This is a genomic window from Methylomagnum ishizawai (assembly GCF_019670005.1).
Lineage (GTDB): Bacteria > Pseudomonadota > Gammaproteobacteria > Methylococcales > Methylococcaceae > Methylomagnum > Methylomagnum ishizawai.
Map to the genome: position 1 here is coordinate 2,482,606 of NZ_AP019783.1, position 24,977 is coordinate 2,507,582.

Annotated in this window: 24 protein-coding genes; 12 read left to right on the forward strand and 12 right to left on the reverse strand. The window is 65.6% G+C overall.

The window, feature by feature from the left end:
- Positions 1-12: 12 nt before the first annotated feature.
- The 5 genes from K5658_RS11270 to K5658_RS11290 all read left to right on the forward strand — a co-directional run bounded on the left by K5658_RS11270 (position 13) and on the right by K5658_RS11290 (position 3,805).
- Positions 13-696, forward strand: coding sequence for a PilZ domain-containing protein (locus tag K5658_RS11270; protein ID WP_221063234.1), 684 nt, complete (start codon positions 13-15; stop codon positions 694-696).
- Positions 674-1,660, forward strand: a complete 987-nt coding sequence (locus K5658_RS11275; RefSeq protein WP_221063235.1) for a biotin--[acetyl-CoA-carboxylase] ligase — start codon at positions 674-676, stop codon at positions 1,658-1,660. The genes K5658_RS11270 and K5658_RS11275 overlap by 23 nt, the downstream gene beginning before the upstream one ends.
- Positions 1,653-2,399 carry a type III pantothenate kinase gene (locus K5658_RS11280; protein ID WP_221063236.1) on the forward strand — a complete coding sequence of 249 codons (747 nt, stop codon included), beginning with the start codon at positions 1,653-1,655 and terminating at the stop codon, positions 2,397-2,399. The genes K5658_RS11275 and K5658_RS11280 overlap by 8 nt, the downstream gene beginning before the upstream one ends.
- Positions 2,396-3,109 (forward strand): SPOR domain-containing protein, encoded by a 714-nt coding sequence (locus K5658_RS11285; RefSeq protein ID WP_221063237.1) that lies wholly within the window; start codon positions 2,396-2,398, stop codon positions 3,107-3,109. Before K5658_RS11280 ends, K5658_RS11285 begins: the two co-directional genes overlap by 4 nt.
- Positions 3,110-3,241: 132 nt before the next feature.
- A complete protein-coding gene (locus K5658_RS11290; protein ID WP_221063238.1) occupies positions 3,242-3,805 on the forward strand; it encodes a class I SAM-dependent methyltransferase in 564 nt (187 codons plus the stop codon).
- 124 nt (positions 3,806-3,929) lie between these two features.
- On the opposite strand, the gene K5658_RS11295 is transcribed toward K5658_RS11290, so the two are convergent.
- From K5658_RS11295 to K5658_RS11305, 3 genes are all read right to left on the reverse strand, one after another.
- Positions 3,930-4,931 carry a COX15/CtaA family protein gene (locus tag K5658_RS11295; protein ID WP_221063239.1) on the reverse strand — a complete coding sequence of 334 codons (1,002 nt, stop codon included), beginning with the start codon at positions 4,929-4,931 and terminating at the stop codon, positions 3,930-3,932.
- 94 nt (positions 4,932-5,025) lie between these two features.
- Positions 5,026-5,595: a CDP-alcohol phosphatidyltransferase family protein gene (locus K5658_RS11300; RefSeq protein ID WP_221063240.1), complete on the reverse strand. Its 570-nt coding sequence runs from the start codon at positions 5,593-5,595 to the stop codon at positions 5,026-5,028.
- The gene (locus K5658_RS11305) at positions 5,592-6,635 is read right to left on the reverse strand and encodes a DUF2066 domain-containing protein (RefSeq protein WP_221063241.1); all 1,044 of its coding nucleotides are present in this window, start codon (positions 6,633-6,635) and stop codon (positions 5,592-5,594) included. The genes K5658_RS11300 and K5658_RS11305 overlap by 4 nt, the downstream gene beginning before the upstream one ends.
- A gap of 148 nt (positions 6,636-6,783) precedes the next feature.
- Between K5658_RS11305 and purM the strand changes: the two genes are divergently transcribed.
- The 3 genes from purM to K5658_RS11320 are packed head-to-tail and all read left to right on the forward strand — an operon-like array spanning position 6,784 to position 9,001.
- Positions 6,784-7,836 carry a phosphoribosylformylglycinamidine cyclo-ligase gene (purM, locus tag K5658_RS11310; RefSeq protein ID WP_246628640.1) on the forward strand — a complete coding sequence of 351 codons (1,053 nt, stop codon included), beginning with the start codon at positions 6,784-6,786 and terminating at the stop codon, positions 7,834-7,836.
- 10 nt (positions 7,837-7,846) lie between these two features.
- Positions 7,847-8,569, forward strand: coding sequence for a glycosyltransferase family 2 protein (locus K5658_RS11315; protein ID WP_221063243.1), 723 nt, complete (start codon positions 7,847-7,849; stop codon positions 8,567-8,569).
- Positions 8,570-8,605: 36 nt separating this feature from the next.
- Complete coding sequence (locus tag K5658_RS11320) at positions 8,606-9,001, forward strand: cupin domain-containing protein (RefSeq protein WP_221063244.1); 396 nt, start codon at positions 8,606-8,608, stop codon at positions 8,999-9,001.
- A gap of 15 nt (positions 9,002-9,016) precedes the next feature.
- Here K5658_RS11320 and K5658_RS11325 read toward each other — a convergent pair whose 3' ends face one another.
- Positions 9,017-9,613, reverse strand: a complete 597-nt coding sequence (locus K5658_RS11325) for a putative metalloprotease CJM1_0395 family protein (RefSeq protein ID WP_221063245.1) — start codon at positions 9,611-9,613, stop codon at positions 9,017-9,019.
- 192 nt (positions 9,614-9,805) lie between these two features.
- Here K5658_RS11325 and K5658_RS11330 point away from each other — a divergent pair, with 192 nt between their 5' ends.
- A complete protein-coding gene (locus K5658_RS11330) occupies positions 9,806-10,183 on the forward strand; it encodes a hypothetical protein (RefSeq protein WP_221063246.1) in 378 nt (125 codons plus the stop codon).
- Between the two features lie 63 nt (positions 10,184-10,246).
- On the opposite strand, the gene K5658_RS11335 is transcribed toward K5658_RS11330, so the two are convergent.
- Both K5658_RS11335 and K5658_RS11340 read right to left on the reverse strand, forming a co-directional pair.
- Positions 10,247-11,194 (reverse strand): response regulator transcription factor, encoded by a 948-nt coding sequence (locus K5658_RS11335; protein ID WP_221063247.1) that lies wholly within the window; start codon positions 11,192-11,194, stop codon positions 10,247-10,249.
- Positions 11,191-14,565, reverse strand: a complete 3,375-nt coding sequence (locus K5658_RS11340) for an ATP-binding protein (protein WP_221063248.1) — start codon at positions 14,563-14,565, stop codon at positions 11,191-11,193. The genes K5658_RS11335 and K5658_RS11340 overlap by 4 nt, the downstream gene beginning before the upstream one ends.
- A gap of 308 nt (positions 14,566-14,873) precedes the next feature.
- Between K5658_RS11340 and puuE the strand changes: the two genes are divergently transcribed.
- Positions 14,874-15,794 (forward strand): allantoinase PuuE, encoded by a 921-nt coding sequence (puuE, locus tag K5658_RS11345; RefSeq protein ID WP_221063249.1) that lies wholly within the window; start codon positions 14,874-14,876, stop codon positions 15,792-15,794.
- Positions 15,795-15,796: 2 nt separating this feature from the next.
- Here the strand turns inward: puuE and K5658_RS11350 are convergent, their stop codons facing one another.
- The 6 genes from K5658_RS11350 to K5658_RS11375 all read right to left on the reverse strand — a co-directional run bounded on the left by K5658_RS11350 (position 15,797) and on the right by K5658_RS11375 (position 22,933).
- Positions 15,797-16,579 (reverse strand): ABC transporter ATP-binding protein, encoded by a 783-nt coding sequence (locus tag K5658_RS11350; protein ID WP_221063250.1) that lies wholly within the window; start codon positions 16,577-16,579, stop codon positions 15,797-15,799.
- A complete protein-coding gene (urtD, locus tag K5658_RS11355; protein ID WP_221063251.1) occupies positions 16,579-17,400 on the reverse strand; it encodes an urea ABC transporter ATP-binding protein UrtD in 822 nt (273 codons plus the stop codon). The genes K5658_RS11350 and urtD overlap by 1 nt, the downstream gene beginning before the upstream one ends.
- Entirely contained in the window at positions 17,397-18,485 is a 1,089-nt protein-coding gene (urtC, locus tag K5658_RS11360; protein ID WP_221063252.1) for an urea ABC transporter permease subunit UrtC, read from the reverse strand. The genes urtD and urtC overlap by 4 nt, the downstream gene beginning before the upstream one ends.
- 2 nt (positions 18,486-18,487) lie before the next feature.
- Positions 18,488-20,131 (reverse strand): urea ABC transporter permease subunit UrtB, encoded by a 1,644-nt coding sequence (urtB, locus tag K5658_RS11365; protein WP_221063253.1) that lies wholly within the window; start codon positions 20,129-20,131, stop codon positions 18,488-18,490.
- Between the two features lie 197 nt (positions 20,132-20,328).
- Entirely contained in the window at positions 20,329-21,627 is a 1,299-nt protein-coding gene (urtA, locus tag K5658_RS11370; protein WP_221063254.1) for an urea ABC transporter substrate-binding protein, read from the reverse strand.
- A gap of 73 nt (positions 21,628-21,700) precedes the next feature.
- On the reverse strand, positions 21,701-22,933 hold the full coding sequence (locus K5658_RS11375) for a hypothetical protein (protein WP_221063255.1): 1,233 nt from the start codon (positions 22,931-22,933) through the stop codon (positions 21,701-21,703).
- Positions 22,934-23,141: 208 nt separating this feature from the next.
- Between K5658_RS11375 and K5658_RS11380 the strand changes: the two genes are divergently transcribed.
- Together K5658_RS11380 and K5658_RS11385 are read left to right on the forward strand one after the other, a co-directional pair.
- On the forward strand, positions 23,142-24,104 hold the full coding sequence (locus K5658_RS11380) for a hypothetical protein (protein WP_221063256.1): 963 nt from the start codon (positions 23,142-23,144) through the stop codon (positions 24,102-24,104).
- Positions 24,101-24,922: an urease accessory protein UreD gene (locus K5658_RS11385; RefSeq protein ID WP_221063257.1), complete on the forward strand. Its 822-nt coding sequence runs from the start codon at positions 24,101-24,103 to the stop codon at positions 24,920-24,922. The genes K5658_RS11380 and K5658_RS11385 overlap by 4 nt, the downstream gene beginning before the upstream one ends.
- Positions 24,923-24,977 lie beyond the last annotated feature (55 nt).

The window sequence follows — 24,977 nt, forward strand, 5'->3', positions numbered from 1 at the left end:
CGGACGAGCGCTATGGATACCGAAGAAGCATTGGACCCGGAAGCGGACTTCCCCAACGCCCAGGGCGGGACCGAACGGGAACGCCGCCGCTATTTCCGCATCGAGGAGCAGGTCATCCTGTCCTTCAAGGAAATCTCGCCCAGGGAGATTCCCGACCTGGCCGGATTCCAGGAAGTGACGGAATTGCCCTGCAATCCGTTCGCGCTGGCGTCCAGCCTGGAATTGCTGTCGCAGGAATCGCGCTTCCTGTTACGCAAGATCGAGCGCGACGCGCCCGATATCGCCGAAGCCTTGCGGATCATCGAGCGCAAGGTCGATCTGGTCACGCGGGTGTTCATGTCGCGGGAACCCGATCTGGCGGAATGCCCGCCCCAGGAGGTCAACCTCAGCGCCTCGGGCCTGTCGTTCTCCATCGACCAGACCTACGATCCGGGCCGGGTGTTGGAAATCAAGATGGTGCTGCTGCCCAATATGGTCGGCGTGATCGCCTATGGCCGGGTGATCTATTGCCGCCGCAATATGACCCTGGCGGGGCAACCCTACCGGGTCGGGGTGGATTTCATCGGCCTGAGCGACCGCGACCGGGAAATGCTGATCCGCCATGTGGTGCGGCGGCAGTCGCAACTCCTGCGCGACCAGAAACTGAACGGCCAGCCCCCAGGGCGGGGGAGCGATGGCGGATACGATCCAGAATAGGCTGCTGCGCCTGTTGGCGGACCGCCGTTTCCATTCCGGGGCCGCCATCGCCGCCGAGTTGGGCGTGAGCCGCACCGCGGTGTGGAAATGGGTGCGGGAACTCGAAGCCCTGGGGCTGGAGGTCGCCGCCCTGCCGGGCAAGGGCTACCGGGTGCTGTCCCCGCTGGAATTGCTCGATGGCGACGCGATCCGCCGCCACCTGGGGCCGGAGGCCACGGCCTCGCTCGCCTCCCTCCTGATCCACGACCGGCTCGATTCCACCAATACCCAGTTGATGCGGCTCGCCGCCGAAGGCGCGGCGGCGGGCACGGTGTGCCTGGCCGAAACCCAGACGGCGGGCCGGGGCCGGATCGGGCGGGAATGGGTATCGCCGTTCGGGGCCAATATCTATCTTTCCCTGCTGTGGCGCTACGAGGATACCTCGCGCATCGCCGGGTTGAGCCTCGCGGTCGGGGTCGGCGTGGCGCGGGCCTTGGCCGGGTTGGGCGTGGCGGATATCGGGCTGAAATGGCCGAACGATCTGCTGCTGGGCGGGCGCAAGCTGGGCGGCATCCTGATCGAGGTGGCCGGGGAGGCCCATGGCCGTTGCGCCGTGGTGGTCGGCCTGGGCTTGAACCGCTATCTCCCGCCGCGCCTGGGCCATGCCATCGACCAGCCCTGGGCCGACCTGTCCACCGATGGCGCGCCGCCGCCGCGCAACCGCTTGGTCGCGGCCCTGCTCGACGAATTGCTGCCCTTGCTCGGCCATTACGCGGCGGTGGGTTTGGAACCCTATCTGCCGGAATGGCGCGGCCATCACCGCTGGCAAGGCCGCGAGGCCGTGATCCACCAGGGCGAAACCCGGACCCAGGGCCGGATCGAGGATATTTCGGCGGCGGGGCTGTTGATCCTGCGCTGCGAGGATGGACGCCTACGCGAATTCGCGTCCGGGGATGTGCGGTTGCGGGCCTTGGACCATGGCTAGCCTGTTGGTGGATATCGGCAATTCCCGGCTGAAGTGGGCCGTGGCGTCGGACGCGGGGGAACTCCGGGTCGGCCCGGCTTTTCCTTCGTCCGCCGCCGGCTTGGAGGAACATTTGGAATGCCATTGGGGCGGGCTGGAAGCGCCGGACGCCGTCCATGTCGCGAACGTGGCCGGGGCCGCAACCGCCGGACGGCTCGCCGCCTGGGTCGCCCGCCAGTGGCGGCTGCCCGTGCATTGCGTGCGTTCCCAGGCCGTGGGCTATGGCGTGACCAACGGCTATCTCGAACCGGAGCGGCTGGGCGTGGACCGCTGGGTCGGTTTGGTCGCCCTGCGCCGGGATTATCCCTTGCCCGCTTGCCTGGTCGATTGTGGCACGGCCCTGACCCTGGACGTGCTGGACGCGGCGGGGCGGCATTTGGGCGGACTGATCGCGCCCGGCCCGGCCTTGATGCGGCGGGCTTTGTTCCAGGAAACCCAGGGCGTCCGGCCCGGCGGCGAACCGGCCCTGGATATTCTGGGCCGCGATACCGCCTCCGGGGTGGCGGGCGGCATCATGGCCGCCTGCGCCGGGCTGGTGGAAAAAACCCTGGCCGGACTCGCCTTCGACCGCCCGCCCACCCTGGTGCTGGCCGGCGGCGGAGCGGCGGCGCTGGCCTCCGCCCTGTCCCCGCTTTGCCGGCTCGCCCCCGATGTGGTGTTGCGGGGCTTGTTCATCATCGCGACTACCGAATCGACATGAAGTATTCCGTTTACCTGCTGATCCTCGTCAATGTGATGTTTTTCCTGTGGGAGACCGGCTTCCGGGGCAATGGGAACGGACCCCAGGAACTGGCGATCCCGAGCGACCTGGAACGCATCCTCCTGAGCAGCGAGGCGGCGGATTCGGAGGCGGCGGAATTGGAGCCGGGCGATGCCGAATTGAAGTCGGTCGAGGACGAACAGACCGACGATACGCCCACCCCGGAGGTGAAACCGCCGCCGCCCAGCGATTGTTTCCTGATCGGTCCTTCCAACCAGGCGCGGGCGGACGAATTGCGGGGGCTGATCAAGAGCCATACCGGCGAGGTCGAGGTGGTGGCCAAGCCGGGCGAGGTGCCCGCCGGTTGGTGGATTTTGTTCCCCAAAGCCCCGAGCCTCGAAGCCGCCCGCGAGAACCGCCGCATGTTGGCCGGGAAGGGGGTGGCGGATATGTGGGTGTTCGAGAAAGGCTCGCTGCAATGGGCGATTTCGCTGGGGCTGTATCCGGGCCGGGCCGAGGCCGAGGCCGCCCAGAAGCAGTTCACCGACAAGAATATCGTGACCGAGGTCGCGCCGCGCCTGGTGCAGGGGGAGGTTTATTGGCTGCGGATTCCCTGGCACCGGCCCCGCATCGAACTGGAGGAGATCGTGCAGTTGCTCAACACCCAAGATCCGGAGTCGAAGATCCCGGCACCGATTGCCTGTCCTTGAATGGATACGGGTGGGAGGGGCGGTTTCTGACGTATTATCGGTCCCTATAAACACTGGAATATCAAGGTTTTTATTATGTTTGCCAGTACCAGGACTTTCCTCCATGTGGGGTGTGGATATAACCGCAAAAATATGACTACGCCCGCTTTTAATACGGACGAATGGCGGGAATTACGGCTCGATATCGATAAGGGCGTCGATCCGGATATCGTCAGTTCCATGACCGATATGTCCGGTGTGCCGGATAACTATGTGGACGCGATTTTCTCCAGCCATAACATCGAGCACCTCTATCCCCATGATGTGCCCAAGGCGCTGGCGGAATTCGTCCGTGTATTGAATCCCCAGGGTTTCGCGGTCATCACCTGCCCGGACCTGCAATCGGTTTGCAAGTTGGTCGCCGAGGACAAACTGGATGAGGCGGCCTATATAAGTCCCGCCGGACCCATCGCGCCCCTGGATATCCTGTATGGTTTCCGCCCGGCTTTGGCCAGTGGGAATCTTTTCATGGCACACCGTTGCGGATTCACGCTCAAGACGCTCGATCTTTGTTTGAGGAGCAATGGTTTCCACTCGATAGCGCTGACGCGTAGGGAACATCCCAATTACGACCTGTGGGCGTTGGCCAGCGTACCGGCCAGGGACGAGGCCGCGATGCGGGCTTTGGCGGTCGAGCATCTTCCATTGCGCGGTTAGGGCGGTGGGTGTCCGAAAATCGTCCAGGATGGCGCGAGGATTTGTGTCGGCGTTGTGACTCCCCGATACAAAAAGCCCGCCGGACTCGTCCAGTCCGGGCGGGCTTTTCCATATCCAGGATCGCTCAGCCCGGCGCTTTGGCCGTGGCCGGGTCGGCCAGCGGTGCGGCGTTATCGCCATAGCGCAAGGCCGTGAACAGGAAGAACTGGCAGCCGAAGATCAAATTCGCCAGCAACAAATGCACCGGCTGCACCAAGGCCGGGAAGCCCAGCCGGTCCAGGCTCACGCCGGTCAGGATGGCGGCCACGACCAAGCCGCCCAGCGCATAGGCGAAGCGCCGCAGCAAATGCCCGCTGTCCAGGTGGCGCGCGAAGTTCCACACCAGCCACAGGTTGGTGAACAGGATCACCGACGAGAACGAACGGTGGACATAGAAGATGATGGGGAAATGCTCGCGCCAGACATCGCGCTCCAAAATCTCGTTGGCGTTGGTGATGCCGTCGATGGCCTCGCGGATTTGGGTGCCCATGGCGATTTGCAGCAGGCTCAGGCCCAGGGCGGCCAGCAGCACGGCGCGGACCTTGGGCGGCAGCGCGGCGGTATCGACCCGCCACAACAACTGCCGCTGGGAACGGCAGACGGTATGGATCAGCAGCATCACGATCAAGAAGGCCGTCACCATATGCGCCGTGATCATCGCGGGCCTGAGGTCGCTGGCGACCACCCGCGAACCCAGCCAGCCCTGGAATCCCACCAATAGGAACACCGCCAGCGCCAATTGGAACACCGGCGGGTCCAGCTTGCGGTAGGGAAGGGAACGCCACAGGGTCATGAAAACCAGGAGGCCGATCCCGACGCCCACCAAGCGGTTGAGGTACTCGGTCCAGGTCTTGACCGGATTGAACTGGGTGTCGCCGTAGCCGATGTATTTCTCGTGGTAATCGGGCGGCAATTGGGATTCCTCGGTGGGCGGGATCAGCCTGCCGAAGCAGGTGGGCCAGTCGGGACAGCCCATCCCGGCCCCCGAAGCCCGGACGACGCCGCCGACCAGGATCAGGAAATACACGGCGGCGAGGGTGATGAGGCCGATGCGGCGGAAGCGCGTGGCGATATCGGAATCGGTCATGGCGGATTCGGCAAGTGCTTGAAGGAATAGGGAAGGCCGGATGATAGCACCGGCGCCGTGCGGGCGGAATTCAGCCGGTTCCGGCGGGGTCCGCTCACGCCGTATCCGGCCCCTGGCGCTGTTTTTCCCGCCAATAGCTACTGCCCCAGACCTGGACGTAATGCGCCCCGCTCGCCAGCGTGGTGAACGCGGTCAGCCACAGTAGCGCTTCGGCCACCGCCGCCGGGAACGGCGCGATGTCCTGCCGCACGATCACCGCGAACACCAGGACCAATTGCAGCACGGTGTTGAGCTTGCTGAGCAGGGTGGGCTGGCCCTCGAAGGGCCGCAGCATGAAGTAATAGGCCACCGCCCCGCCGAAAATCACCAAATCGCGCAGCACCACCAAGCCCACCAGCCACACCGGCACCAAGCCCAGCCAGCCCAGCGCGACATAGGAGGAGATCAACAGCAACTTGTCGGCCAGGGGGTCCAGGTAGGAGCCCAGCCGCGATTGCCAGTGGTAATGCTTGGCGAGGAAGCCGTCCACGCCATCCGACAGCCCCGCCACCACGAACAAGGCCAGCGCCGCGCCGAAGCGCTGGTCCAGCAACAGGCTGACGACCGGATAGACCAGGAGGATGCGGGCCACGCTGATGAGGTTGGGGATATGTTTCGGGTTCATGGCGTCCACCGATAGATGAGCGGCCCCGTGCCCCCGGTGGTTTCGCCGTCCAGGGGTTTGAGCCGGTGGCTGAGGTTGAGGGTTTGCCGCAGGACTTGGCGTCCGCCGCGCACGACCAGCTTGAACGCGGCCTCGCCCGTGCCCACCGACAACCAGTCCAAGCGGTTGACCGGCGAGAGTTTTTCCAGGTAGGCGGCGATTTGGTTGGCGTCGTCCAGGGATTCGAGTCCGGTGATATGCAGTTCCACGCCGGCCGGGGTGGTGTCGCGGGGGACGCCCTGGGTCAAGAGCCGGGCATAGGCGGTTTCGATCCCGCCCGCCAGGATGTCCGCGAGTTCGGCGGTCTTGCCGTGCCAGCGTTCCGGGGCGTGGCTGGCGGAATAAAGCCCCCATTCCGCTTCCCAGGTGGTGCCCGCCACCGGGGTCAGCCTGCCGGTGAGGACGGTGTCGGTCTCGTAGCGCTGGGCGGCGAGGCGGATGCGCTCGGCGTTGCCGGTGTCGATATCGGTCCAACTCAACGCTTGCTGGTCCGGCAAATCCCACAGCGGCAGGGAAAGGGGCAGGCCGCGCTCCGCCGCGAACCCGCCCAAGAGGCGGTCGGTTCCGGTCAGGGTTTCGGCGGCGCTGGACCAAACGCCTTGTTTGTCGCGCACCGCCAGCCAGACCAGGAGTTCCGGCCGTTCCGCGCCCCACACCGGGATGCCGTGGCGGCGCAACTCCCCATCGAGCCGGGCGGGGTCGAAATCGACCCGGAGGATCGGCGTCGCCAACGGGCCTTCGCCCCGCAGGGTGTAGTCGAACTCCCGCACATAATCCTGGGGTTTGGCGAGCAGGCCGCGCACCGTGGCGGAATCGAGGTCGTCCGGGCGGACCAGGCGTTTCAGCACCCGGCCCAGCGCGGCGCGGATATCCTCGGCGCGGGCGGCTTCGTCGCGGCTCCGCACGGCGGTTTCGCTCCGGTACAGCCCCTCGATTTCGGCGGCGGGGGCGGTCGGGCCGGACAGCACGGCCAGGGCCAGGCAGGCCAGGAACGGACGCATCGAGTTTCCTCCGGCAGGTTGGATCGGGGCGTTGTAAAATAGCACAGTCCCCAAGGCGCGGAATCCTGGGGCCGGAGCCGGTTCCATGGCCGCCGTTCCCGCCGCGCCCCGCATCGTTTTCCCCTATGAGCTTTCCTGGAGAGTCCGCTTGAGCAACACCCACACCGAATCCTTAGACTACAAAAGCGCCGGCGTCGATATCGCGGCGGGCAACGCGCTGGTGGAAAAAATCAAGCCCGTGGCCGCCAAGACCCGCATTCCGGGCGTCTTGGCCGGCCTGGGCGGTTTCGGCTCCCTGTTCGAGTTGCCGGTGGAGCGTTACCGGCGTCCGGTGTTGGTGGCCGGCACCGATGGCGTGGGCACCAAGCTCCGACTCGCCATCGAGGCCGGCAGGCATTCCGGCGTGGGCGTCGATCTGGTGGCGATGTGCGTCAACGATATCGTGGTGCAGGGCGCGGAACCCTTGTTCTTCCTGGATTATTACGCCACCGGCGGCCTGGATGTCGAAGTCGCGGCGGCGGTGATCGCCGGCATAGGCCGGGGCTGCGAACTGGCCGGTTGCGCCCTGGTCGGGGGCGAGACCGCCGAGATGCCCGGCATGTACAACGCCGGGGATTACGATCTGGCCGGGTTCTGCGTGGGCGTGGTGGAGAAGGACGCCATCCTCGACGGTGGCCGGGTCCGGCCCGGCGACAAGTTGATCGGGCTGGCCTCGTCCGGGCCGCATTCCAACGGCTATTCCCTGATCCGCAAGGTGTTGGACCGCCAGGGCTGGAACCTCGCCGAAATCCTGGACGGCAAGCCCCTGGGCGATTGGCTGCTGGAACCGACCCGCATCTATGTCAAACCCCTGTTGAATCTCCTGAAAACCATCGAGGTCCACGCCTTCGCCCATATCACCGGCGGCGGCATCACCGAGAACCTGCCGAGGGTCTTGCCCGCGGGCACGGCGGCGGTGGTCGATCCGGCGGCTTGGGCGCGGCCCGCCGTGTTCGGCTGGCTGGCCGGGGTCGGCAAGATCGCCGAGGCGGAAATGCTCCGTACCTTCAATTGCGGCATCGGCATGATCGTCTGCGTGGCCCCGGAGGACGGGGCCACCGCGCTGGAAACCTTGCGGGCCGCGGGCGAAACCGCCTGCGTCATCGGCGAAGTTATCGCTGGCGAGGGCGCTCCCGCCGTGCGCTACGCCGCCGCAGGCTGAGGGGGAAACCATGGAACTGAGCGTCGTGGTCCCCGTGCATAACGAAACCGACAACGTCCGCCCGCTCATCGAGGAAATCGATGCCGCGCTGGACCCCGCCCTGGCCTATGAAATCGTGTATGTGGACGATGGCAGCGGCGACGACACCTTGGCGAAGCTGGTGGCGCTGCGGGCCGAATTCCCGCGCCTTAGGGTGCTGCGGCATCTGCGCTGCTGCGGACAAAGCACCGCGCTCCGCACCGGCATCCGCGCCGCGAAGGGCCGGGTCGTCGCCACCCTGGACGGCGATGGCCAGAACAATCCGGCGGATATTCCAAGATTGCTCGCGGCCTGGGGCGAACTCGACGGCGGCGCGGCGGGCGCGATGGTGGCGGGCTATCGTAAAAAGCGCCAGGACACCGAATGGCGCAGGCTCTCCTCCAAGATCGCCAATGGCGTGCGCGGCTCCCTGCTCCAGGACAACACCCCCGACACCGGCTGCGGACTCAAGGTGTTTTCGCGGGAGTTGTTCCTGGCCCTGCCGTATTTCGACCATATGCACCGCTTCCTGCCGGCCCTGGCCCAGCGGGCGGGCGGCAAGGTGGTCTCGGTCGAGGTCGATCACCGGCCCCGGCTGCGCGGCCAGTCCAAATACGGCACTTGGCACCGGCTGTGGGTGGGCATCTGGGATTTGCTCGGCGTGATCTGGTTGCAGCGCCGCGCCCAGGTGCCGGACGTGGTCGAGGTGGCCTGAATGTACCGTGCGAATCCCCATCCCCAGGAGCAATCCATGTTATTCCCCCGCGCCCGGTGCTTCGGCATCTGGATCGCCGCGCTGGCCGTATCGGGTGGCCCCGCTTGGGCCGAGGAACCCAAACCCGACGAGGCCAAGGTGCCGCCCCGCCAGACGCTGCTGGAAAAGCCGGTCGAATTGCCCGGCAACAAGCTCACCACGCGGGTGGTCCGGGTGGCCTTGCCGCAGGGCTACAAGACGCCCTTGCATACCCACGAAGGACCGGGGCCGCGCTATGTGCTGAGGGGCCGGGTGAAGGTCGAGGAGGGCGGGCAGGTCCACGAATACGGTCCGGGCGAGGTGTTCTGGGAATCCGGCCAGTGGACCACCGCCGAGAACGTGGGCCAGGGCGAGGTCGAACTGTTGATCGTGGAATTGGCGGCGGTGAAATAGCCCGCCGGGCCGGGATCAGGCGTAGAGGTCGATGGCGGCCGGGCGGTCTTGGTCCGCCGCCGCGACCGCTTTGAACAGGCCGGTTTTTTCCTGGCCGCCGCCACCGGGATTGGCGTGCTGGAGGGTCAATTCCGCCAGCGCCTGGGCCGCCATCTGTCCCGCCCGCGCCGCCACCTGCCGATCCTGCCCCGAGGGTTCGGCGGGGGCGAGCGCGGCCCGGGCGATGGTCGTGGCCTTGGCCAGGGTGGCCGAGGGATTGCCGGGCACGGGCGAGGTGTCGATATTGACCTCGCCGCCGATGGCGTATTGCTGGCCGTCCGGTCCCCTTTGGTAGCTGAAGCTGGCCCCGCCCCGCGCCAATCCGCCCGCCGCCGCCTGATGGGCGGCTTCGTGCGCCCGGACTTCGCGGTCGCGTTTCCTGAGCGATTCCAGTTGCTTGAGTTGGTCTTCGCTGAGGTTCTGGGTGGAACCGCCCGGCTGCCCGCCCGCTTGGGCGGTGGAGGACCGGTCCGCCGCCGCGCCGTCCTTGGCGTCGCCGCCCCGGACCCCGCTCCAATCGGGGAGCCGGATGGCGCTGCGGACGTTGGCGCTGCTGCTGATGGCGGCGAACATGGGTGGGTCTCCATGGAACCGGAGTATCGTTTAACTATACCGCAAGCCGTGTGCGTGGGCATGTCCTGGCCACCACGATCCATGGCCCCCGGTGGATCGGTTTTGGAATCCCTGGAACCCATGCCCCGCGACGGATGTCATAGTTCGGCGAACAATCTGTTTGCTGAACGTGAATAACCCGGAGGCAAAACCATGGACACCGCGAAGAATACCAAAGCCATCGTACTGGGTTGCGCCCTCGCCCTCGGCTGCGCTAGCGCCGTGCCCGCCTGGGGCGCGGCGGATCGTCCCACCGGGCTGGGCTATGTGAACCAGGCCCACGGTCCCGCCATTTTCGGCTATCCCGGCCTCGAAGGCGTCGAGCGCCCCAGCGCCGAATCCGTCATCGTCTATGCCAATCCGGCCTATGGCCAGGCGATCTACAGCTATCCCCAGGTCGGCGGCGAGACCGTCGCCGGGTTCAATGTGGAATACGCCGATCCGGCCTATGGCCAGGCGATCCATGGCTATCCCCATTGGGGCGGCGACGCCTTGGGCAAAGTCGAAATCCTGCCGGTGGCCCCCGACTAACGTCCCGCCGCTGTGCGCCCGGACCGCTCCGCCGGGCGTCCGGGCTTGTTCCCCTGGGCGCCGTCAGGCCGCGGCCTCCGGTGCGTCCCGCATCCGGTCCAGCGCCACCGCCACGGCGGCGGCGCGGGTCGCCACCCCCAGTTTCTCGAAGATATGCTCCAGGTGCTTGTTGATGGTGCGCGGGCTGCTGCCGAGGATTTGGCCCACGTCCTTGTTGGTCTTGCCGCGGGCGATCCACATCAGGATTTCGGCTTCCCGCGGAGTCAGGCCCAGGGCGCTCTTCAACGAATCCAGGTTCCAGTCGCCGGAGGATTCCTGCAACAGCAGCAGGTATTCCTGCCCGTCCTGGCAGGGCACCAGCCGCGCCGTGAAACGCTTGCCGTCGCGCTGGGCGGTGAAGGTGCCCTGCGGGTCGGCGTCCTCCACCGCGATGCGCTGGCGCGACCATTCGGCCAGGGGCGGGGGCAGGTTGGCGGGCGGGGTGCCGCCGGGCCGGCCCGAAAGCTCCTGGAGCCAGCGGCAACCCGCCGGGGTCAGCCAGGTGATGCCGCCCGCGCCGTCGATGGCGAGCGCCGCGAAGCCGCTGCGGACCAGGGCGTCCTCGGAGCGGCGGACCAGCCGGGCCTGGGCCATGTGGCTGCCCACCCGCGCCAGCACTTCCTGGTGGCGGATCGGCTTCACCAGATAATCCACCGCGCCCTCCTCGAAGGCCCGCAGCAAATCGTCCAATTCGCTCAGGGCGGTCATGAAGATGACCGGGATCAGGCTGGTGCCGGGATCGGCCTTGAGGCGGCGGCAGGTCTCGAAGCCGTCCAGGCCGGGCATGACCGCGTCCAGCAGGATGGCGTCGGGTTGGGCGTAGCGCAGCTGTTCCAGGGCCGAAGCGCCGTCGGTGGCGACCAGGACGCGGTAGCCCGCCTCTTCCAGGGCGTCGGACAGGAAGGCCAGGTTGCCGGGCGCGTCGTCCACGATCATGACGGTGCCCAGCGCTTGGGGTCGGGAAGGGTTCATGGGGGGTTCTCCGGGTGGCTGCCGAGGAAGGCCTTGATATCGGCGATCCTGAATGCTTTCGCCAAGCCTTGCAGGTGGCGGGCGTAGGGCAGGTATTTGAAATCCTCGTCGATCAAATCCTTGAGGCGGTCGGTCAGGCCGCGCATATCGCCGATGCGGGCGCAGAATTCCAGTTCCTCCAATACTTCCGGCGGCGGGGCCAGGGTTTGCTCCGTTTCCGTCCGGCCCGCCGCCGTGCCGTCCTTGCGGTAGATCCAGTCCAATCCCAGGTGCAGCTTGACCTTGCGCAAAAGTTCGGCGATCTGGATCGGCTTGGCGACGAAATCGTCGCAACCGGCCCCGAAGGACTGCCGGCGGTCGGAGGGGTAGGCGTTGGCGCTGACCACGATGATGGGGCTGCGGCAACCCTGCGCCCGCAGGCGTTCGGCGGCCTCGATGCCGCCGGTGTCCGCCATCACCAAGTCCATCAGGATCAAATCGGGCCGCCGCCGGGCGACCTGGGCGAGGCAGTCCGCCCCGGAACCGGCCTCGTCCAGGTCGAAACCCAGGGGGTCGAGGATGGAGCGCAGCAAGCCCCGGTGTTCGGGCTGGTCGTCCACGACCAGGATGCGCCGGCGCGGGCCGTGGTAGCCCGCGATATCGTCGTCGGCGGGGATGTCCCCGCACTGCTTGAGGTCGGGCAGGAACAGGCGCACCGAGAAGGTCGAGCCTTGGCCCGGCGCGCTTTCCACCGACAATTCCCCGCCCATGATTTCCGCCAGGATTTTGCTGATGGTGAGGCCGAGGCCGCTGCCGGAAGCGGCGTTGCCCCGCGCCCCCGCGAGGCGCTGGAACGGCTGGAAGATTTCCTCGATCTGGTCGGCGGGGATGCCGATGCCGGTATCGACGATCTGGAAGCGGGCGATCTCGCCGCCGTAGCCCACCCGGAACAGCACTTCGCCGCTCTGGGTGAATTTCACCGCGTTGCCCAGCAGGTTGATGAGGATTTGCCCGACCCGTTTCTCGTCGCCCCGGATGCGGCGCGGCAGGGTGTCGACGATCTGGCAGCGGAAGCCCAAACCCTTGGCCTCGGCCTGGGGCCGGAACATCCGCGCCAATTGTTCGATCAGGGCCGGGAGGTCGATGGGGGCGCGTTTGAGTTCCAGCTTGCGGGCCTCGATGCGGGCGATATCGAGGATATCCTCGATCAGGGCCGAGAGATGCTCGCCGCTGCGCTGGACGATCTCCACGGCGTCGCGGCGGTGGGCCGGGATGGCCGGGTCCTTGCCGAGGATTTGGGCGTAGCCCAGGATGCTGTTGAGCGGGGTGCGGATTTCATGGCTCATATCGCTGAGGAAGCGGCTTTTGGCCTGGTTGGCGCGTTCGGCGGCGTCCTTGGCTTGTTTCAGCTTGGTGTCGGTTTTGCGGTGTTCCTCGATTTCCTGCATCAAACGCTGGGTCTGGCGGGCCGATTCTTCCTGGGCGACTTGGCGGCTCTCGCTGTTCAGGACCAACCACCAAGAACCCAGCCCCAGGAACACCAACAAGGCCGCGTAGACCTTGACGAAGCTATCGACCAGGGCATGGGCCAGGGCCGGATTGCCGACCCGTGCCGCCAAGACGTCCTGGTAGAAGATCACGCCCACGAACAAGCCGCCCAGGGTCGCCAGCAAGGAGAACACCATGGCGAAGCGCAGCAGGCGCAAACGGACGGCGATGGGCCAGCCGGTCGGTAGCCAGCGGGCGAGGCTTTCCAACTGGTCCTTGAGGCGGACGCCGGGTTTGCAGGCGTCCAGGCAGCGGGCGTCCAGGGTGCAGCACAGGGAACAGATGGTGCCTGCGTAGGCCGGGCAATAGGCCTTGTCCTCGATCTCGAAATCGTTGCCACAGATGCAGCACTGGGCGTGGGGCGTGGCCTGGCCCCAGTCGTCGCGGTCGCGGGCCAGATAGAACCGGCCCCCGCCGAGGAAGGCGATCAAGGGGGCCAGGACGAAGGCCAGCCCCAAGGCCAAAAAGGCCGAGAACGCCTTCGGTCCCGCACCGAACAGGCCGAGATAGGCCAGGATCGACACCAGCGAGGCGCACAGGGTCGAGACCACGCCCACCGGATTCAGGTCCGGCAGATAGGCCCGCTTGAATTCGACATGGGCGGGACTCAGGCCCAGGGGCTTGTTCACCACCAAATCCGCCACCAAGGCGCCGATCCAGGCGATGGCGATATTGGAGAACAGTCCCAACACCCGCTCCAACGCCCCGAACACCCCCAGTTCCATCAGCAGCAAGGCGATGGCGACATTGAACACCAGCCACACCACCCGCCCCGGATGGCTATGGGTCAGCCGGGAAAAGAAATTCGACCAGGCCAGGGAACCGGCGTAGGCGTTGGTGACATTGATCTTGACCTGGGATACCACCACCAGCAGGGTGGTCGCCGCCAGCGCCAGCGCCGGGTTGTCGAACACATAGGCATAGGCGGTCAGATACATCTGGGTCGGCTCGTGGGCATGGACCGGGTCGATGCCATGGCGGATGGCGAGGTGGGCCAGCAAGGCGCCGCCCAACTGCCGCGCCACGCCCAGCAAAATCCAGCCAGGACCGGCCAGGATGGTCGCCGCCCACCAGCGCCAGCGGTTGGCGGCGGTCTTTTCCGGCAGGAACCGCAGGAAATCCACCTGTTCGCCGATCTGGGCCACCATCGAGAAGGCCATGGTGCAGGCCGCGCCGAACATCAGCCCGTCGAAACCGCCATCCGCCGGACCCCGGCCCGTGAACAGCGGCAGGGTCCGCAGCGCTTCCGGTTCGCGCAGCAACACCCCGACATAGGGCGCGACCAGGAGGAGCAGCCAGAGCGGCTGGGTCCACAATTGCAGCCGGTTGATCATGGTGATGCCGAAGGTCACCAAGGGGATCACCACCACCGCGCTCACCACATGGGCCAGGGCCAGGGGCATCTGGAAATACAGTTCCAGCGCCAGCGACATGATCGAGGCTTCCAGCGCGAACAGGATGAAGGTGAACGAGGCGTAGATCAGCGAGGTGAGGGTGGAGCCGATATAGCCGAAACCCGCGCCACGGGTCAGGAGGTCCATGTCGATGTTGTGGCGGGCGGCGTAATAGCTGATGGGGAACCCTGTTAGGAACACGATCAGCCCGACCGCGAGGATGGCGAGGCAGGCGTTGGTGAAGCCGTAGTTGACCGCCATCAGCCCGCCCATGGCCTCCAGCACCAGGAAGGAAATGGAACCGAAGGCGGTGTTGGCGACCCGGAATTCCGACCATTTGCGGAAGCTGCGCGGGGCGAACCGCAGCGCATAGTCTTCCAGGGTTTCGTTGGCGACCCAGGCGTTGTAGTCGCGGCGGACCTTGGCGATGGTTTGCCGGTTGACGGCCATGCGTTGCTATGCCCCTTAAGGATCGACGCCCCGGTCTTTGCGCCGGGTTGCCCGGTAAGTGCTGGCGCTTTTCAGCCACAATGATGTTTCCGCGCCACAAGATTGTTGGGCTTATGCAAATTCCATGCTCTGGTACGGGGGTGGATGGGCCATCCGTCGCCGCCGCTGGGCCGGGAGTCCTCGGCGGCGGCTGGTAAGGGGCGGTTTGGCCTATTTTGGGGCGCTGTGATCTATATTGGTGCGTATCTGGGGCCGGGCCGGGCTGGCTTATAATTCTCCCGCGACATCCAACCAAGAGAGCCCATCCCATGAACCTACCCGATCTGCCCGCCGTCCCCCGCGATTTCATCGGCTATGGCCGCAATCCGCCCGACCCGGCCTGGCCCGGCGGGGCCAGGGTCGCGCTCAACTTCGTGCTGAACTACGAGGAAGGCGGCGAAAGCACCCCGCTGGACGGCGATCCGGTCTCGGAAGGCTATCTGCACGAAATCGTCGGCGCGCCGCCCAGCGTCGGCGTCCGCAACCTGAACGTGGAATCCATGTACGAATACGGCAGCCGCGCCGGGTTCTGGCGGATGCACCGCTTGTTCACCGCGCGGGGCTTGCCTTTGACCGTGTACGCGGTGGGTTTGGCCTTGGAGCGGAACCCGGCGGCGGCCGCCGCCATGGCCGCGTCCGGCTGGGAAGTCGCCAGCCACGGCTGGCGCTGGATCGACTACCAGGGCATGGACGAGGCCGAGGAGCGCGAGCATATCCTGTGCTGCATCGATACCATCGCCGGTTTGACCGGCCAGCGCCCGGTGGGATGGTACACGGGGCGGATCAGCGCCAATACCCGGCGCTTGGTGGCGGAGGAGGGCGGTTTCCTGTACGACTCGGATTCCTATGCCGACGAACTGCCCTATTGGCTGGAGGTGGCGGGCAAACCCCATCTGGTCGTTCCCTACACCTTGGATTGCAACGATTTCAAATACTTGCTGCCGAACGGCTTTACCACCGGGGATGATTTCTACCGCTATCTGGTGGACGCTTTCGAGCAGCATTGGGAGGAGGGCGCGGCCCGCCCGACCTTGATGTCGGTGGGCCTGCATTGCCGGATTTCCGGGCGTCCGGGCCGGGCGCGGGCCTTGGCGCGGTTCCTGGACCATGTGAAGGACCGGGAAGGCGTGTGGATCGCCACCCGCGAGCAGATCGCCCGCCATTGGCACCAACACCATGGGTCCGCGTAGGCTCACACGGTCAGATAGCGCTTCACCATGTCCTCGGTGAGTTCGCCCATGGCCCCGGTGGCGACGGCCCGGCCCCGGTCCATGATGCAGAAGCGGTCGGCCACCTTGCGGGCGAACGGTAGCTTTTGTTCCACCAGCAGCACCGTGACCCCCAGGTCCCGGTTGACCTTGACGATGGCGTCGTTGATCTCGTCCACCACGTCGGGGGCGGTTTTCTCGATTTGGGTCGGGATGCCCCGCGCCCGGTTGAGGCGGATGATGACATCGCCGATTTCGCTGACGATGTTGGGCTGGATGCCTTCGGTCGGTTCGTCGAGGATTAAAAGCTTCGGGTCCAGCACCAAGGCCCGGCCTATCGCCAATTGCTGTTGCTGGCCGCCGGAAAGATCGCCGCCCCGCCGTTTCAGCATCTTCTTCAGCACCGGGAAAATCTCGAACACCTGCTCGGGAACGTCCTTGATGCCCTTGCGGCGGGCGGCGCGGAGGCCGGTGCGCAAGTTCTCCTCCACCGTCATCAGCGGGAAGATTTCCCGGCCCTGCGGCACGTAGCCGATGCCAAGCTCGGCCCGCCGCTCGGCCTTGAAGCCCAGGATATCCGCGCCATCGAACCGGATGCCGCCGGACCGGGCCGGGATCAGGCCCATCACGGTCTTGAGCAGGGTGGTCTTGCCCACGCCGTTGCGGCCCATCAGGCACAGGCACGCGCCTTTCGGCACGTCCAGCCCCAAATCCCACAAGGTATGGCTCTCGCCGTAAAACTGGTTCAAACCGGCAACATTTAACATCAGCCCCCCAAATACACCTGGATGACCCGCGGGTCGTTCTGTACTTCGTCCATGCTGCCTTCGGTCAACACCGTGCCCTCGTGCAATACCGTGACCCGCTTGGCGATGGAACGCACGAATTCCATATCGTGTTCCACCACCACCACCGAATGCTTGCCTTGCAGCGATAAGAGCAATTCGGCGGTGCGTTCGGTTTCCTGGTGGGTCATGCCGGCCACGGGCTCGTCCACCAGCAGCACCTTGGGCTCCTGCATGAGCAACATGCCGATTTCCAGCCATTGCTTCTGGCCGTGCGACAGCGCCCCGGCCCGGAAATCGCGCTGGGTGGCGAGGCCGATGGTGTCCAGCACTTCGCCGATGCGGTCCTTATGCTCGCCCCGGAGTTTGGCGAACAGGGTCGGCCACACCCGCTTGTCGGTGCGCATGGCCAGTTCCAGGTTTTCGAACACGCTGAGCTTGTCGAACACGCTGGGCTTTTGGAACTTGCGGCACACCCCGGCCTGGGCGATGGCGGGTTCGTCCAGTTTGAGGAGGTCGATGGTCTGGCCGAAGAACACCGTGCCGACATCGGGCCGGGTCTTGCCGGTGATGACATCCATCATGGTGGTCTTGCCCGCGCCGTTGGGGCCGATGATGCAGCGCAGTTCGCCTTCGTCGATGTAGAGCGAGAGCTTGTTCAGCGCCTTGAAGCCGTCGAAGCTGACGCTGACATCTTCCAGATAGAGGATGGGTCCGTGGCTGGTGTCGGGTTGGCCCGCGACCACCGGACGGCCCGTGGCGGGGCCGAGGCTGGAGCCTTCGAGTTGGGTGCCGGAAATCATGCGGCTTCCTCCTTGCGGCGTTGCCAAAGTCCGACGAGGCCGTCCGGCAGGAACAGCGTCACCAGCACGAAAATGGCCCCCAGCGCGAACAGCCAGACCTCCGGCAGGATCGCCGTGAATACGGTCTTGCCGTAGTTGACCAGGATGGCCCCGACGATGGCCCCGTACAGGGTCGAGCGCCCGCCGACCGCCACCCAGACCACGATTTCCAGCGAGGCCAGGGGCGAGAATTCGCTGGGGTTGATGATGCCGACCTGGGGCACGTACAGCGCCCCGGCGATCCCGGCCAGGACCGCCGAGAACACGAAAATCCACAGCTTGAACATTTCCACCTTGTAGCCCAGGAAGCGCACCCGCGCCTCTTGGTCGCGGATGGCGGTCACGACCCGGCCCAACTTGGAATCCACCACGTAGCGGCAGGCCAGATAGGCCAGGATCACGCTGGACCCCGTGGCCGCGAACAAGGCGGCGCGGGTGCCGCTGGATTGCAGGTTGAACCCCAGGATGTCCTTGAAGTCGGTCAGGCCGTTGTTGCCGCCGAAGCCCATTTCGTTGCGGAAGAAGGCCAGCAGCAAGGCGTAGGTCAGCGCCTGGGTGATGATGGAGAGATAGACGCCCGTGACCCGCGAGCGGAACGCCAGCCAGCCGAACACGAAGGCCAGGATGCCCGGTGCCAGCACGATCATCAGCAGGGCGAACCAGAACTGGTCGAAGCCCTGCCAATACCAGGGCAGTTCCGGCCAGTTCAGGAACACCATGAAATCCGGCAGCACCGGATTGCCGTAGACGCCCCGGTCGCCGATCTGGCGCATCAGATACATGCCCATGGCATAGCCCCCAAGCGCGAAGAAAGCGCCATGGCCCAGACTGAGGATGCCGCAATAGCCCCACACCAGGTCCATCGCCAGTGCCAGCAAGGCGTAGGTCAGGTATTTGCCCAGCAGCGACACCGTATAGGTGGAGAAATGCAGGGGCGAGCTTTCCGGCAGCAGTAGGTTGAACAAGGGCACGAACACCGTGATGAGGGCGACCGCCGCCAGCACGATCTGGCCGGATTTGTCGTTTTGGAGTAACGGGAAAGTCATGCTCAAGCCTCCGCCGCCCGGCCTTTCTGCGGGAACAAGCCACGCGGGCGCTTTTGGATGAAGATGATGATGAACACCAGCACCAGGATTTTCGCCAGCACCGCCCCGGCATAGGGTTCGAGGAACTTGTTGGCGACCCCCAGCGAAAAACCGGCGACCAGGGTGCCCCACAGGTTCCCCACGCCGCCGAACACCACCACCATGAACGAATCGACGATATAGGATTGCCCGAGGTTCGGCCCCACGTTGGTCAATTGGCTGAGCGCGACCCCGGCCACCCCGGCGATGCCGGAACCCAGGCCGAAGGTCATCGCGTCCACCCGTTCGGTGGGGATGCCCATGGCTTTGGCCATCGCCCGGTTCTGGGCCACGGCGCGGACTTCGAGGCCCAGCCGGGTGCGCTTGAGGATTTGCAAGAGCAGGGCGAACACCAGCAGGCAGAACAACAGGATGTAGAAGCGGTTCAAGGTCAGCGACAAGGCGTCGTTGATCTGCACCGAGCCGCTCATCCAGGCGGGGGTGGAGACGCTGCGGTTCAGGGGCGAGAAGATCGAGCGCACCGCCTGCTGTAGGAACAGGCTGACGCCGAAGGTCGCCAGCAAGGTTTCCAAGGGGCGGCCATACAGGAAACGGATGATGCCGCGCTCGATGGCGATGCCGACCAGGGCGGAAATCAGGAACGCCGCCGGGATCGCCACGAACAGCGAGAGTTCCAGATGGTTGGGCATGAGTTGCTGCACCACATAGGTGGTATACGCGCCCAGCATCATCAGTTCGCCATGGGCCATGTTGATGATGCCCATGACGCCGAAGGTGATGGCCAGCCCGATGGCGGCGAGGACCAGCACCGCCCCGAGGCTCAGGCCGAAGAACACGGTTTCCACCCCGGAATAGAGTTGCAGCCGGGCCTTGATCTCGGTCAGCGCGGCCTCCGCCGTGTGGCGCACATCGGAATCGGGTTCCAGGTATTCGCCCGCCTCGTTCTTTTCCAACAGGGCGTTGAGATGGTTCACCACGTCCGCGCCGACTTCGGTGCGTAGCGTGGCGATGGCTTTCAGCCGGTGGGCCTTGTCGGGGCTGTTCAAATCGGCCAGGGCCAGGGCGAGGCGGATGGCGGAGAGGACCTTGGGGTCTTGTTCTTGGCCGAGCCGGGCCAGGAGCAGGGCGAGGGTTTCCGGGTCCGGGGCCAGGCTCATGGCTTCCACGGCTTTGAGCCGGACATGGGCGTCGGTGGAATTGAGTTCTAGCCGCCCGATGAGTTGGCGCAGGGTGGCGCGCAGGGCGTTGTTCAGGTTGATCTTCTTCACATCGAAGCGGCCCGCCGTGCCGAGCTTCTCGCCGCTCAGGGCGTCGGCGATGGCGTAGCCGTCGTCGGCGCTGTCGCCCGTCACGATGCGGCCATCGGCCTTCTGGTAGAGCAAACGGCCATCGAGCAGGGCTTGCAGGAGCTTCGGCACCCTCGCGTCCTGGATCGTGGCGAATTGCTGGATGCTGGCTTCCAGCTGGTCCATCGGGGCCGCTTTGATCTGGGCCAAGCCTTCGGCGACCGGATCGCCCGCCTGGGCCGTCCCGATCCGGCACAGGGCCAGCAGCAGGAGCAGCAACAGGGCGGACAAGGGGCTGGAGTGGGGTTTCATGTCGGACATAGGCGTTCCTCGTTCCCGCCGGGTAGCGGGCGGGCTTGGGTGCCCGTGGGTTGGAGCGCAAGGCTTGCCTTGCGATGGGCAGGCCGCCACAGGGCAAGCCCTGCGCTCCAAAGCTGGGAATTCAAAAAGAAGGGGCGCGGCGCGCCCCGACAGGTTTCCCGCGCAACGGTACGGGAAGGGGGCCATGAAGCCTTACATCAATATTTCTGGCCGGAGCATTTCTTGGTCTTGGTGTTGTAGTTGCCGCAATTGATGGGCGCGGTCCAGTCGGCCACGATGGGCTTGGATTCCGGCAGGAAGTCGGACCAGGCGTCGCCATCGACCAGGCCCTTGGTCTGCCACACCACGGAGAACTGGCCGTCGTCCTGGATTTCGCCGATCAACACCGGCTTGGAGATATGGTGGTTGGGCAGCATCTTGGAGGTGCCGCCGGTCAGGTTGGGTTGTTCCACGCCGATGATGGCTTTCGCGACCGCGTCGGTGTCGGTGGTCTTGGCTTTCTCCACCGCCTTCACCCACATGTTGAAGCCGATGTAATGGGCTTCCATCGGGTCGTTGGTGACGCGCTTGGGGTTCTTGATGAAGGTGTGCCAGTTCTTGATGAACTCGGCGTTGGCCGGGGTGTCGACCGACATGAAGTAGTTCCAGGCGGCGAGATGGCCGACCAGGGGCTTGGTGTCGATGCCGGACAGTTCTTCCTCGCCCACCGAGAACGCCACCACCGGGATCTGTTCGGCGGAAATGCCCTGGTTGCCGAGTTCCTTATAGAACGGCACGTTGGCGTCGCCGTTGATGGTGGAGACCACGGCGGTCTTCTTGCCCGCCGAGCCGAATTTCTTGATGTCGGCCACGATGCTCTGCCAATCGGAATGGCCGAACGGCGTGTAGTTGATCATGATATCGGCGGGCTTGACACCCTTGGCTTTCAGATAGGCTTCCAGGATTTTGTTGGTGGTGCGCGGATAGACGTAGTCGGTGCCGGCCAGCACCCAGCGCTTCACCTTCAAATCCTTCATCAGATAATCCACCGCCGGGATGGCCTGTTGGTTCGGGGCCGCGCCGGTGTAGAACACGTTCTTGGAGGATTCCTCGCCCTCGTACTGTACCGGGTAGAACAACAGGCCGTTCAATTCCTCGACCACCGGCAACACCGATTTCCGCGACACCGAGGTCCAGCAGCCGAAGATCGCCGCCACCTTGTCCTTGCTGATGAGTTCGCGGGTCTTTTCGGCGAACAAGGGCCAGTTGGAGGCGGGATCGACCACCACCGGCTCCAGCTTCTTGCCGAGGAGGCCGCCTTTCTTGTTCTGCTCGTCGATCAGCATCAGCATGGTGTCCTTCAGCGTGGTTTCGCTGATGGCCATGGTGCCGGACAGGGAATGCAGGATGCCGACCTTGATGGTGTCCTCGGCTTCCGCGCCGAAGGCGACCAGGGTCAGGCCGGCCACGGCCAGGGATTGGAACAGGCGGCGCAGGGGATGTTTGGGTAGGGACATGGAATGCTCCTCGTGATGATGGGGGGCGGGGACGGCCAGGCGCGCCCCCGCGAAGTTTTTTGGAAGTCGGGAATTAGATTTGCAACTGGAAGCCCAGCAGGATGGAACTCACATGGCTGCCGGTGGCGGTCGAGGTGTAGTTCAAGCCCTTGGTGAACATGTCGCTGTAGTTGTAAACCAGCGACAGCTTGGCGTTGTGGCCGTCGATCACGTAGTTGAGGCCGGCTTCCCAGTTGTTGCGGTCGCTGCTGTTGAAGGGCATGGCTTCCACATAGCGCAGGTACGGCTGGAACTGGCCGATCCAGACCTTGTCCGGGACCAGGTACATGGCGCTGATATCGTAGGCGTTGCCCTCGAACAGGTCGAAGCCGGGGGTCTGGGATTGGCGCTGGGCCATGCCATAGCCGCCGCTGATGCCGTAGTTCTTGTATTCGCCGTTGAAGGTGAGGACGCCGGAGTCGCCGCCGTTGAGGTTCTGTTCATACAGCACGTCCACCGTGGTGCCGCGGAAGTTGCCGGGATCGGTGGCGGTGCCCGCGCCGTCCTCCTGGTACTGGTTGGAAACACCGATGGTGAAGATATCGCCGCCCTTGCCGTAATAGGTGCCCGAGGTGTAGTAGCCGGGGTTCTTCTCGACATCGAGGAAGTTGAAGGCGAAGCGCTGGGCGTAGAGGATATTGTCGTTCTGGTTCGCGCCGTTGCGTAGGCCCCGGAAGAAACCGACGGCGTATTGGAAGCGGTTCTCGTAGACCGCGCCCCAGATCGTGGCGCCGTCGTCGCGGCCATAGGAACCGGCGGAATTGCCGTTGGATTGGATGGTGACGTTATAGTCCGAGGGCTCGAACGGGGTGCCGGTGCGGAACATGTCGTACACGGCGCTGAAGAAGGGACCGTTCATCTCGCGGCGTTCGGCGGGGACCAGCATCCGGCCCATCCACAGGTTGATCATCGGGTCGTATTCGATCTTGCCGATGGCGTCCAGCACCCGGATCTCGCCACCGTTGTTGCAGGTTTGGCAATCGGTGTTGAATTCGAGCTTGAGGTACTTGAAGATCTGGCCGTTGATGTAGAGACGGATGTTGTCGAGGTTGAAATCGTTCGACCATTGGGTGCCGTTCGCCGCGCCTTTCTCGGTGGCGCTGAAGCTGGTGCGCAGCCCCGCCCCGATGCTGATCCATTTGGTGTCGTCGATCTTGAAGGTCGCCCCGGCCTCCGCATGGGGCGCGTAGCCCGCCGAGAACGCGAGCGTGATGGCGGCGGGCAACAGCGCCAAGCGCCGGCCGCCTAGGGTTTGGGTGTTATGCATGGTTTCGACCCCTGAAGGTTTGGCTTGAATGACGGGGCCCATTAAAATTTCCGCGCCCTATCTCAACAATCAGTCATCTGACTCATCAGTCAAATGACGTATGCCGGACGCGCCATCGCCGACGCTATAGTCCGGGCAGGCCAGGGGACTGGCGGTTCATTCCGGTATCGCCGGGCCGGTCCCTCCAACCCCAAGGAAACCCAACACCATGAATCCCACTCCCGGAAAGCGCCGCGCACGGTGGCTCCGCCTGTCCGTCCTGACCGTCCTCGCGGGTTGCGCGGAACAAGCGCCTTATCGGGGCGTCCGCCCCGATCCGGCCCAGGTCCACAAGATCGGCCTCAAGATCGATCCCATGCTCGCCGGGAGCCGCGCCGACGGCGCCAAGCTCAAGGACATGGCCGCCCGCGCCGCCCGGAACCTGGGCGGCTGGGGTTATGCGGTGGAGGCGGGGAGCGGGGACTTCAGCCATATCCTCGAAGCCAAGATCGATCCGGTGGCGCATAAAAGCACGCCGCCCGGCTTTTCCATGAGCATGGGCGATTCCGACCCCCGCGCGCTGGAATTCCAGAAAGCCTACGTCCTGCCGGTGGATTGCGTGATCTATCCGGTGGCGCGGCCCCAGGACCGCGCCAGCCTGTACATGGATTTCGTCGCCAAGGACACTTCCATCAGCGATCCCGATTCGACCCGGACCTATGTGGACCATATCTCCACGGTCTGTTTCAACCTGCTGGAGGATTTGAAGATCAAGCGGACCCAGGCCGCGCCCGCCGCCCAGAAGGCGGAGACGCCCGCCAATTCGGACACGTGGTTCCCCGAGGTGCGGGTCGAGGTGCGCAATAAAACCGTGACGCCCGCGCCGGTCGCGGCTCCGGCGGTCCCGGCAGCGTCCGCGCCCAGCGCGCCGCCGCCAACGGTCCCGGTCCGGCCGGTTCCAGCGCCAGCGGTGCCCAAGCCAACGGCGACCCCGTCCGCGCCGGTCCCGCCGATGGCCGCCCCGAAGCCCGCCCCGCCGCCGGTTCAATCCACGGCCCCCGTGCCGTCCCAGCCGCAGGCCCCCGCGGTGACCACCGAAACCGCCACCGATCCCGGCAATGGCAAAAAGGAAATGATCATCCACAACCAGGGCAGCCCCATCATCCTGGAATTCGGCTACGAGCGGAAATGAGTCCCGTGGCCCCGGAAGGCTGGCGGGCCGGGTTGGAACTGGGATTCGCGGCCACGGGGTCCGGCAAGACCCTATTGGCCCGGCGGCGGCACCACGGTCCGCTCGCGGTGCAGCGGCCTTTCCATCCCGAGGGCGGCGTCTGCCATGTGTATCTGCTGCATCCGCCCGGCGGCGTGGTGGGGGGGGATCGGCTGTCGATCCGGGTCGGCGTCGATCCGGGCGCCGCGGCTTTGCTCACCACCCCGGCGGCGGGCAAGTTCTACCGCAGCGCCGGACCCTGGGCCCGGCAGGCGGTGGCGCTGGACGTGGGGCCGGGCGCGGCGCTGGAATGGCTGCCGCAGGAAACGATTGTCTACCAAGGTGCCCGCCTGTCTTCGGAAACGCAGGTGGACTTGCGGGAAGGTGCCCGCTTCCTGGGCTGGGAAGTGCTGACCCTGGGCCGTCCCGCCGCGGGCGAAGGTTTCGAGGCCGGCGAGGCCGGGCTGGATTGGCGGATCGATCTCGAAGGCCGGCCGCTCTATTGGGAACGGCTGGTGCTGGACCCTGTGGCGTTCCGGGCCAACTGGGGTTTGCGCGGGCGTCCGGCCTTGGGCACCCTGTTCGCCTATCCGGCCACGGTGGCGCAGATGGACACCGTGCGCGGACTCGTCGGCGACAGCCCGGACCTGGGCGTCAGCCTGATCGAAGGCTTGTTGGTCTGCCGGGGCTTGGATGCCAGGGCCGATCTGCTGCGGCGGTTTTTCGAGCGGGTTTGGGCGGCGCTGCGGCCCGGTGTGATGGATCGGCCCGCCTGCCCGCCGCGTATCTGGGCGACTTGATCCATACCGCGCCCGGTCCGGGGCGGTTGCGCCGCGCCGCATCCGGGCTGCGAAA

Coding starts and splice junctions, on each gene's coding strand:
- K5658_RS11290 (WP_221063238.1), top strand. CDS start 3,242: ATGACTACGCCCGCTTTTAATACGGACGAATGGCGGGAATTACGGCTC.
- K5658_RS11325 (WP_221063245.1), bottom strand. CDS start 9,613: ATGTTCGCCGCCATCAGCAGCAGCGCCAACGTCCGCAGCGCCATCCGG.
- K5658_RS11340 (WP_221063248.1), bottom strand. CDS start 14,565: ATGGCCGTCAACCGGCAAACCATCGCCAAGGTCCGCCGCGACTACAAC.
- K5658_RS11270 (WP_221063234.1), top strand. CDS start 13: ATGGATACCGAAGAAGCATTGGACCCGGAAGCGGACTTCCCCAACGCC.
- K5658_RS11305 (WP_221063241.1), bottom strand. CDS start 6,635: ATGCGTCCGTTCCTGGCCTGCCTGGCCCTGGCCGTGCTGTCCGGCCCG.
- K5658_RS11315 (WP_221063243.1), top strand. CDS start 7,847: ATGGAACTGAGCGTCGTGGTCCCCGTGCATAACGAAACCGACAACGTC.
- K5658_RS11280 (WP_221063236.1), top strand. CDS start 1,653: ATGGCTAGCCTGTTGGTGGATATCGGCAATTCCCGGCTGAAGTGGGCC.
- K5658_RS11385 (WP_221063257.1), top strand. CDS start 24,101: ATGAGTCCCGTGGCCCCGGAAGGCTGGCGGGCCGGGTTGGAACTGGGA.
- K5658_RS11275 (WP_221063235.1), top strand. CDS start 674: ATGGCGGATACGATCCAGAATAGGCTGCTGCGCCTGTTGGCGGACCGC.
- puuE (WP_221063249.1), top strand. CDS start 14,874: ATGAACCTACCCGATCTGCCCGCCGTCCCCCGCGATTTCATCGGCTAT.
- K5658_RS11285 (WP_221063237.1), top strand. CDS start 2,396: ATGAAGTATTCCGTTTACCTGCTGATCCTCGTCAATGTGATGTTTTTC.
- K5658_RS11320 (WP_221063244.1), top strand. CDS start 8,606: ATGTTATTCCCCCGCGCCCGGTGCTTCGGCATCTGGATCGCCGCGCTG.
- urtB (WP_221063253.1), bottom strand. CDS start 20,131: ATGTCCGACATGAAACCCCACTCCAGCCCCTTGTCCGCCCTGTTGCTG.
- K5658_RS11295 (WP_221063239.1), bottom strand. CDS start 4,931: ATGACCGATTCCGATATCGCCACGCGCTTCCGCCGCATCGGCCTCATC.
- urtA (WP_221063254.1), bottom strand. CDS start 21,627: ATGTCCCTACCCAAACATCCCCTGCGCCGCCTGTTCCAATCCCTGGCC.
- K5658_RS11380 (WP_221063256.1), top strand. CDS start 23,142: ATGAATCCCACTCCCGGAAAGCGCCGCGCACGGTGGCTCCGCCTGTCC.
- K5658_RS11375 (WP_221063255.1), bottom strand. CDS start 22,933: ATGCATAACACCCAAACCCTAGGCGGCCGGCGCTTGGCGCTGTTGCCC.
- K5658_RS11335 (WP_221063247.1), bottom strand. CDS start 11,194: ATGAACCCTTCCCGACCCCAAGCGCTGGGCACCGTCATGATCGTGGAC.
- K5658_RS11350 (WP_221063250.1), bottom strand. CDS start 16,579: ATGTTAAATGTTGCCGGTTTGAACCAGTTTTACGGCGAGAGCCATACC.
- K5658_RS11330 (WP_221063246.1), top strand. CDS start 9,806: ATGGACACCGCGAAGAATACCAAAGCCATCGTACTGGGTTGCGCCCTC.
- urtC (WP_221063252.1), bottom strand. CDS start 18,485: ATGACTTTCCCGTTACTCCAAAACGACAAATCCGGCCAGATCGTGCTG.
- K5658_RS11300 (WP_221063240.1), bottom strand. CDS start 5,595: ATGAACCCGAAACATATCCCCAACCTCATCAGCGTGGCCCGCATCCTC.
- urtD (WP_221063251.1), bottom strand. CDS start 17,400: ATGATTTCCGGCACCCAACTCGAAGGCTCCAGCCTCGGCCCCGCCACG.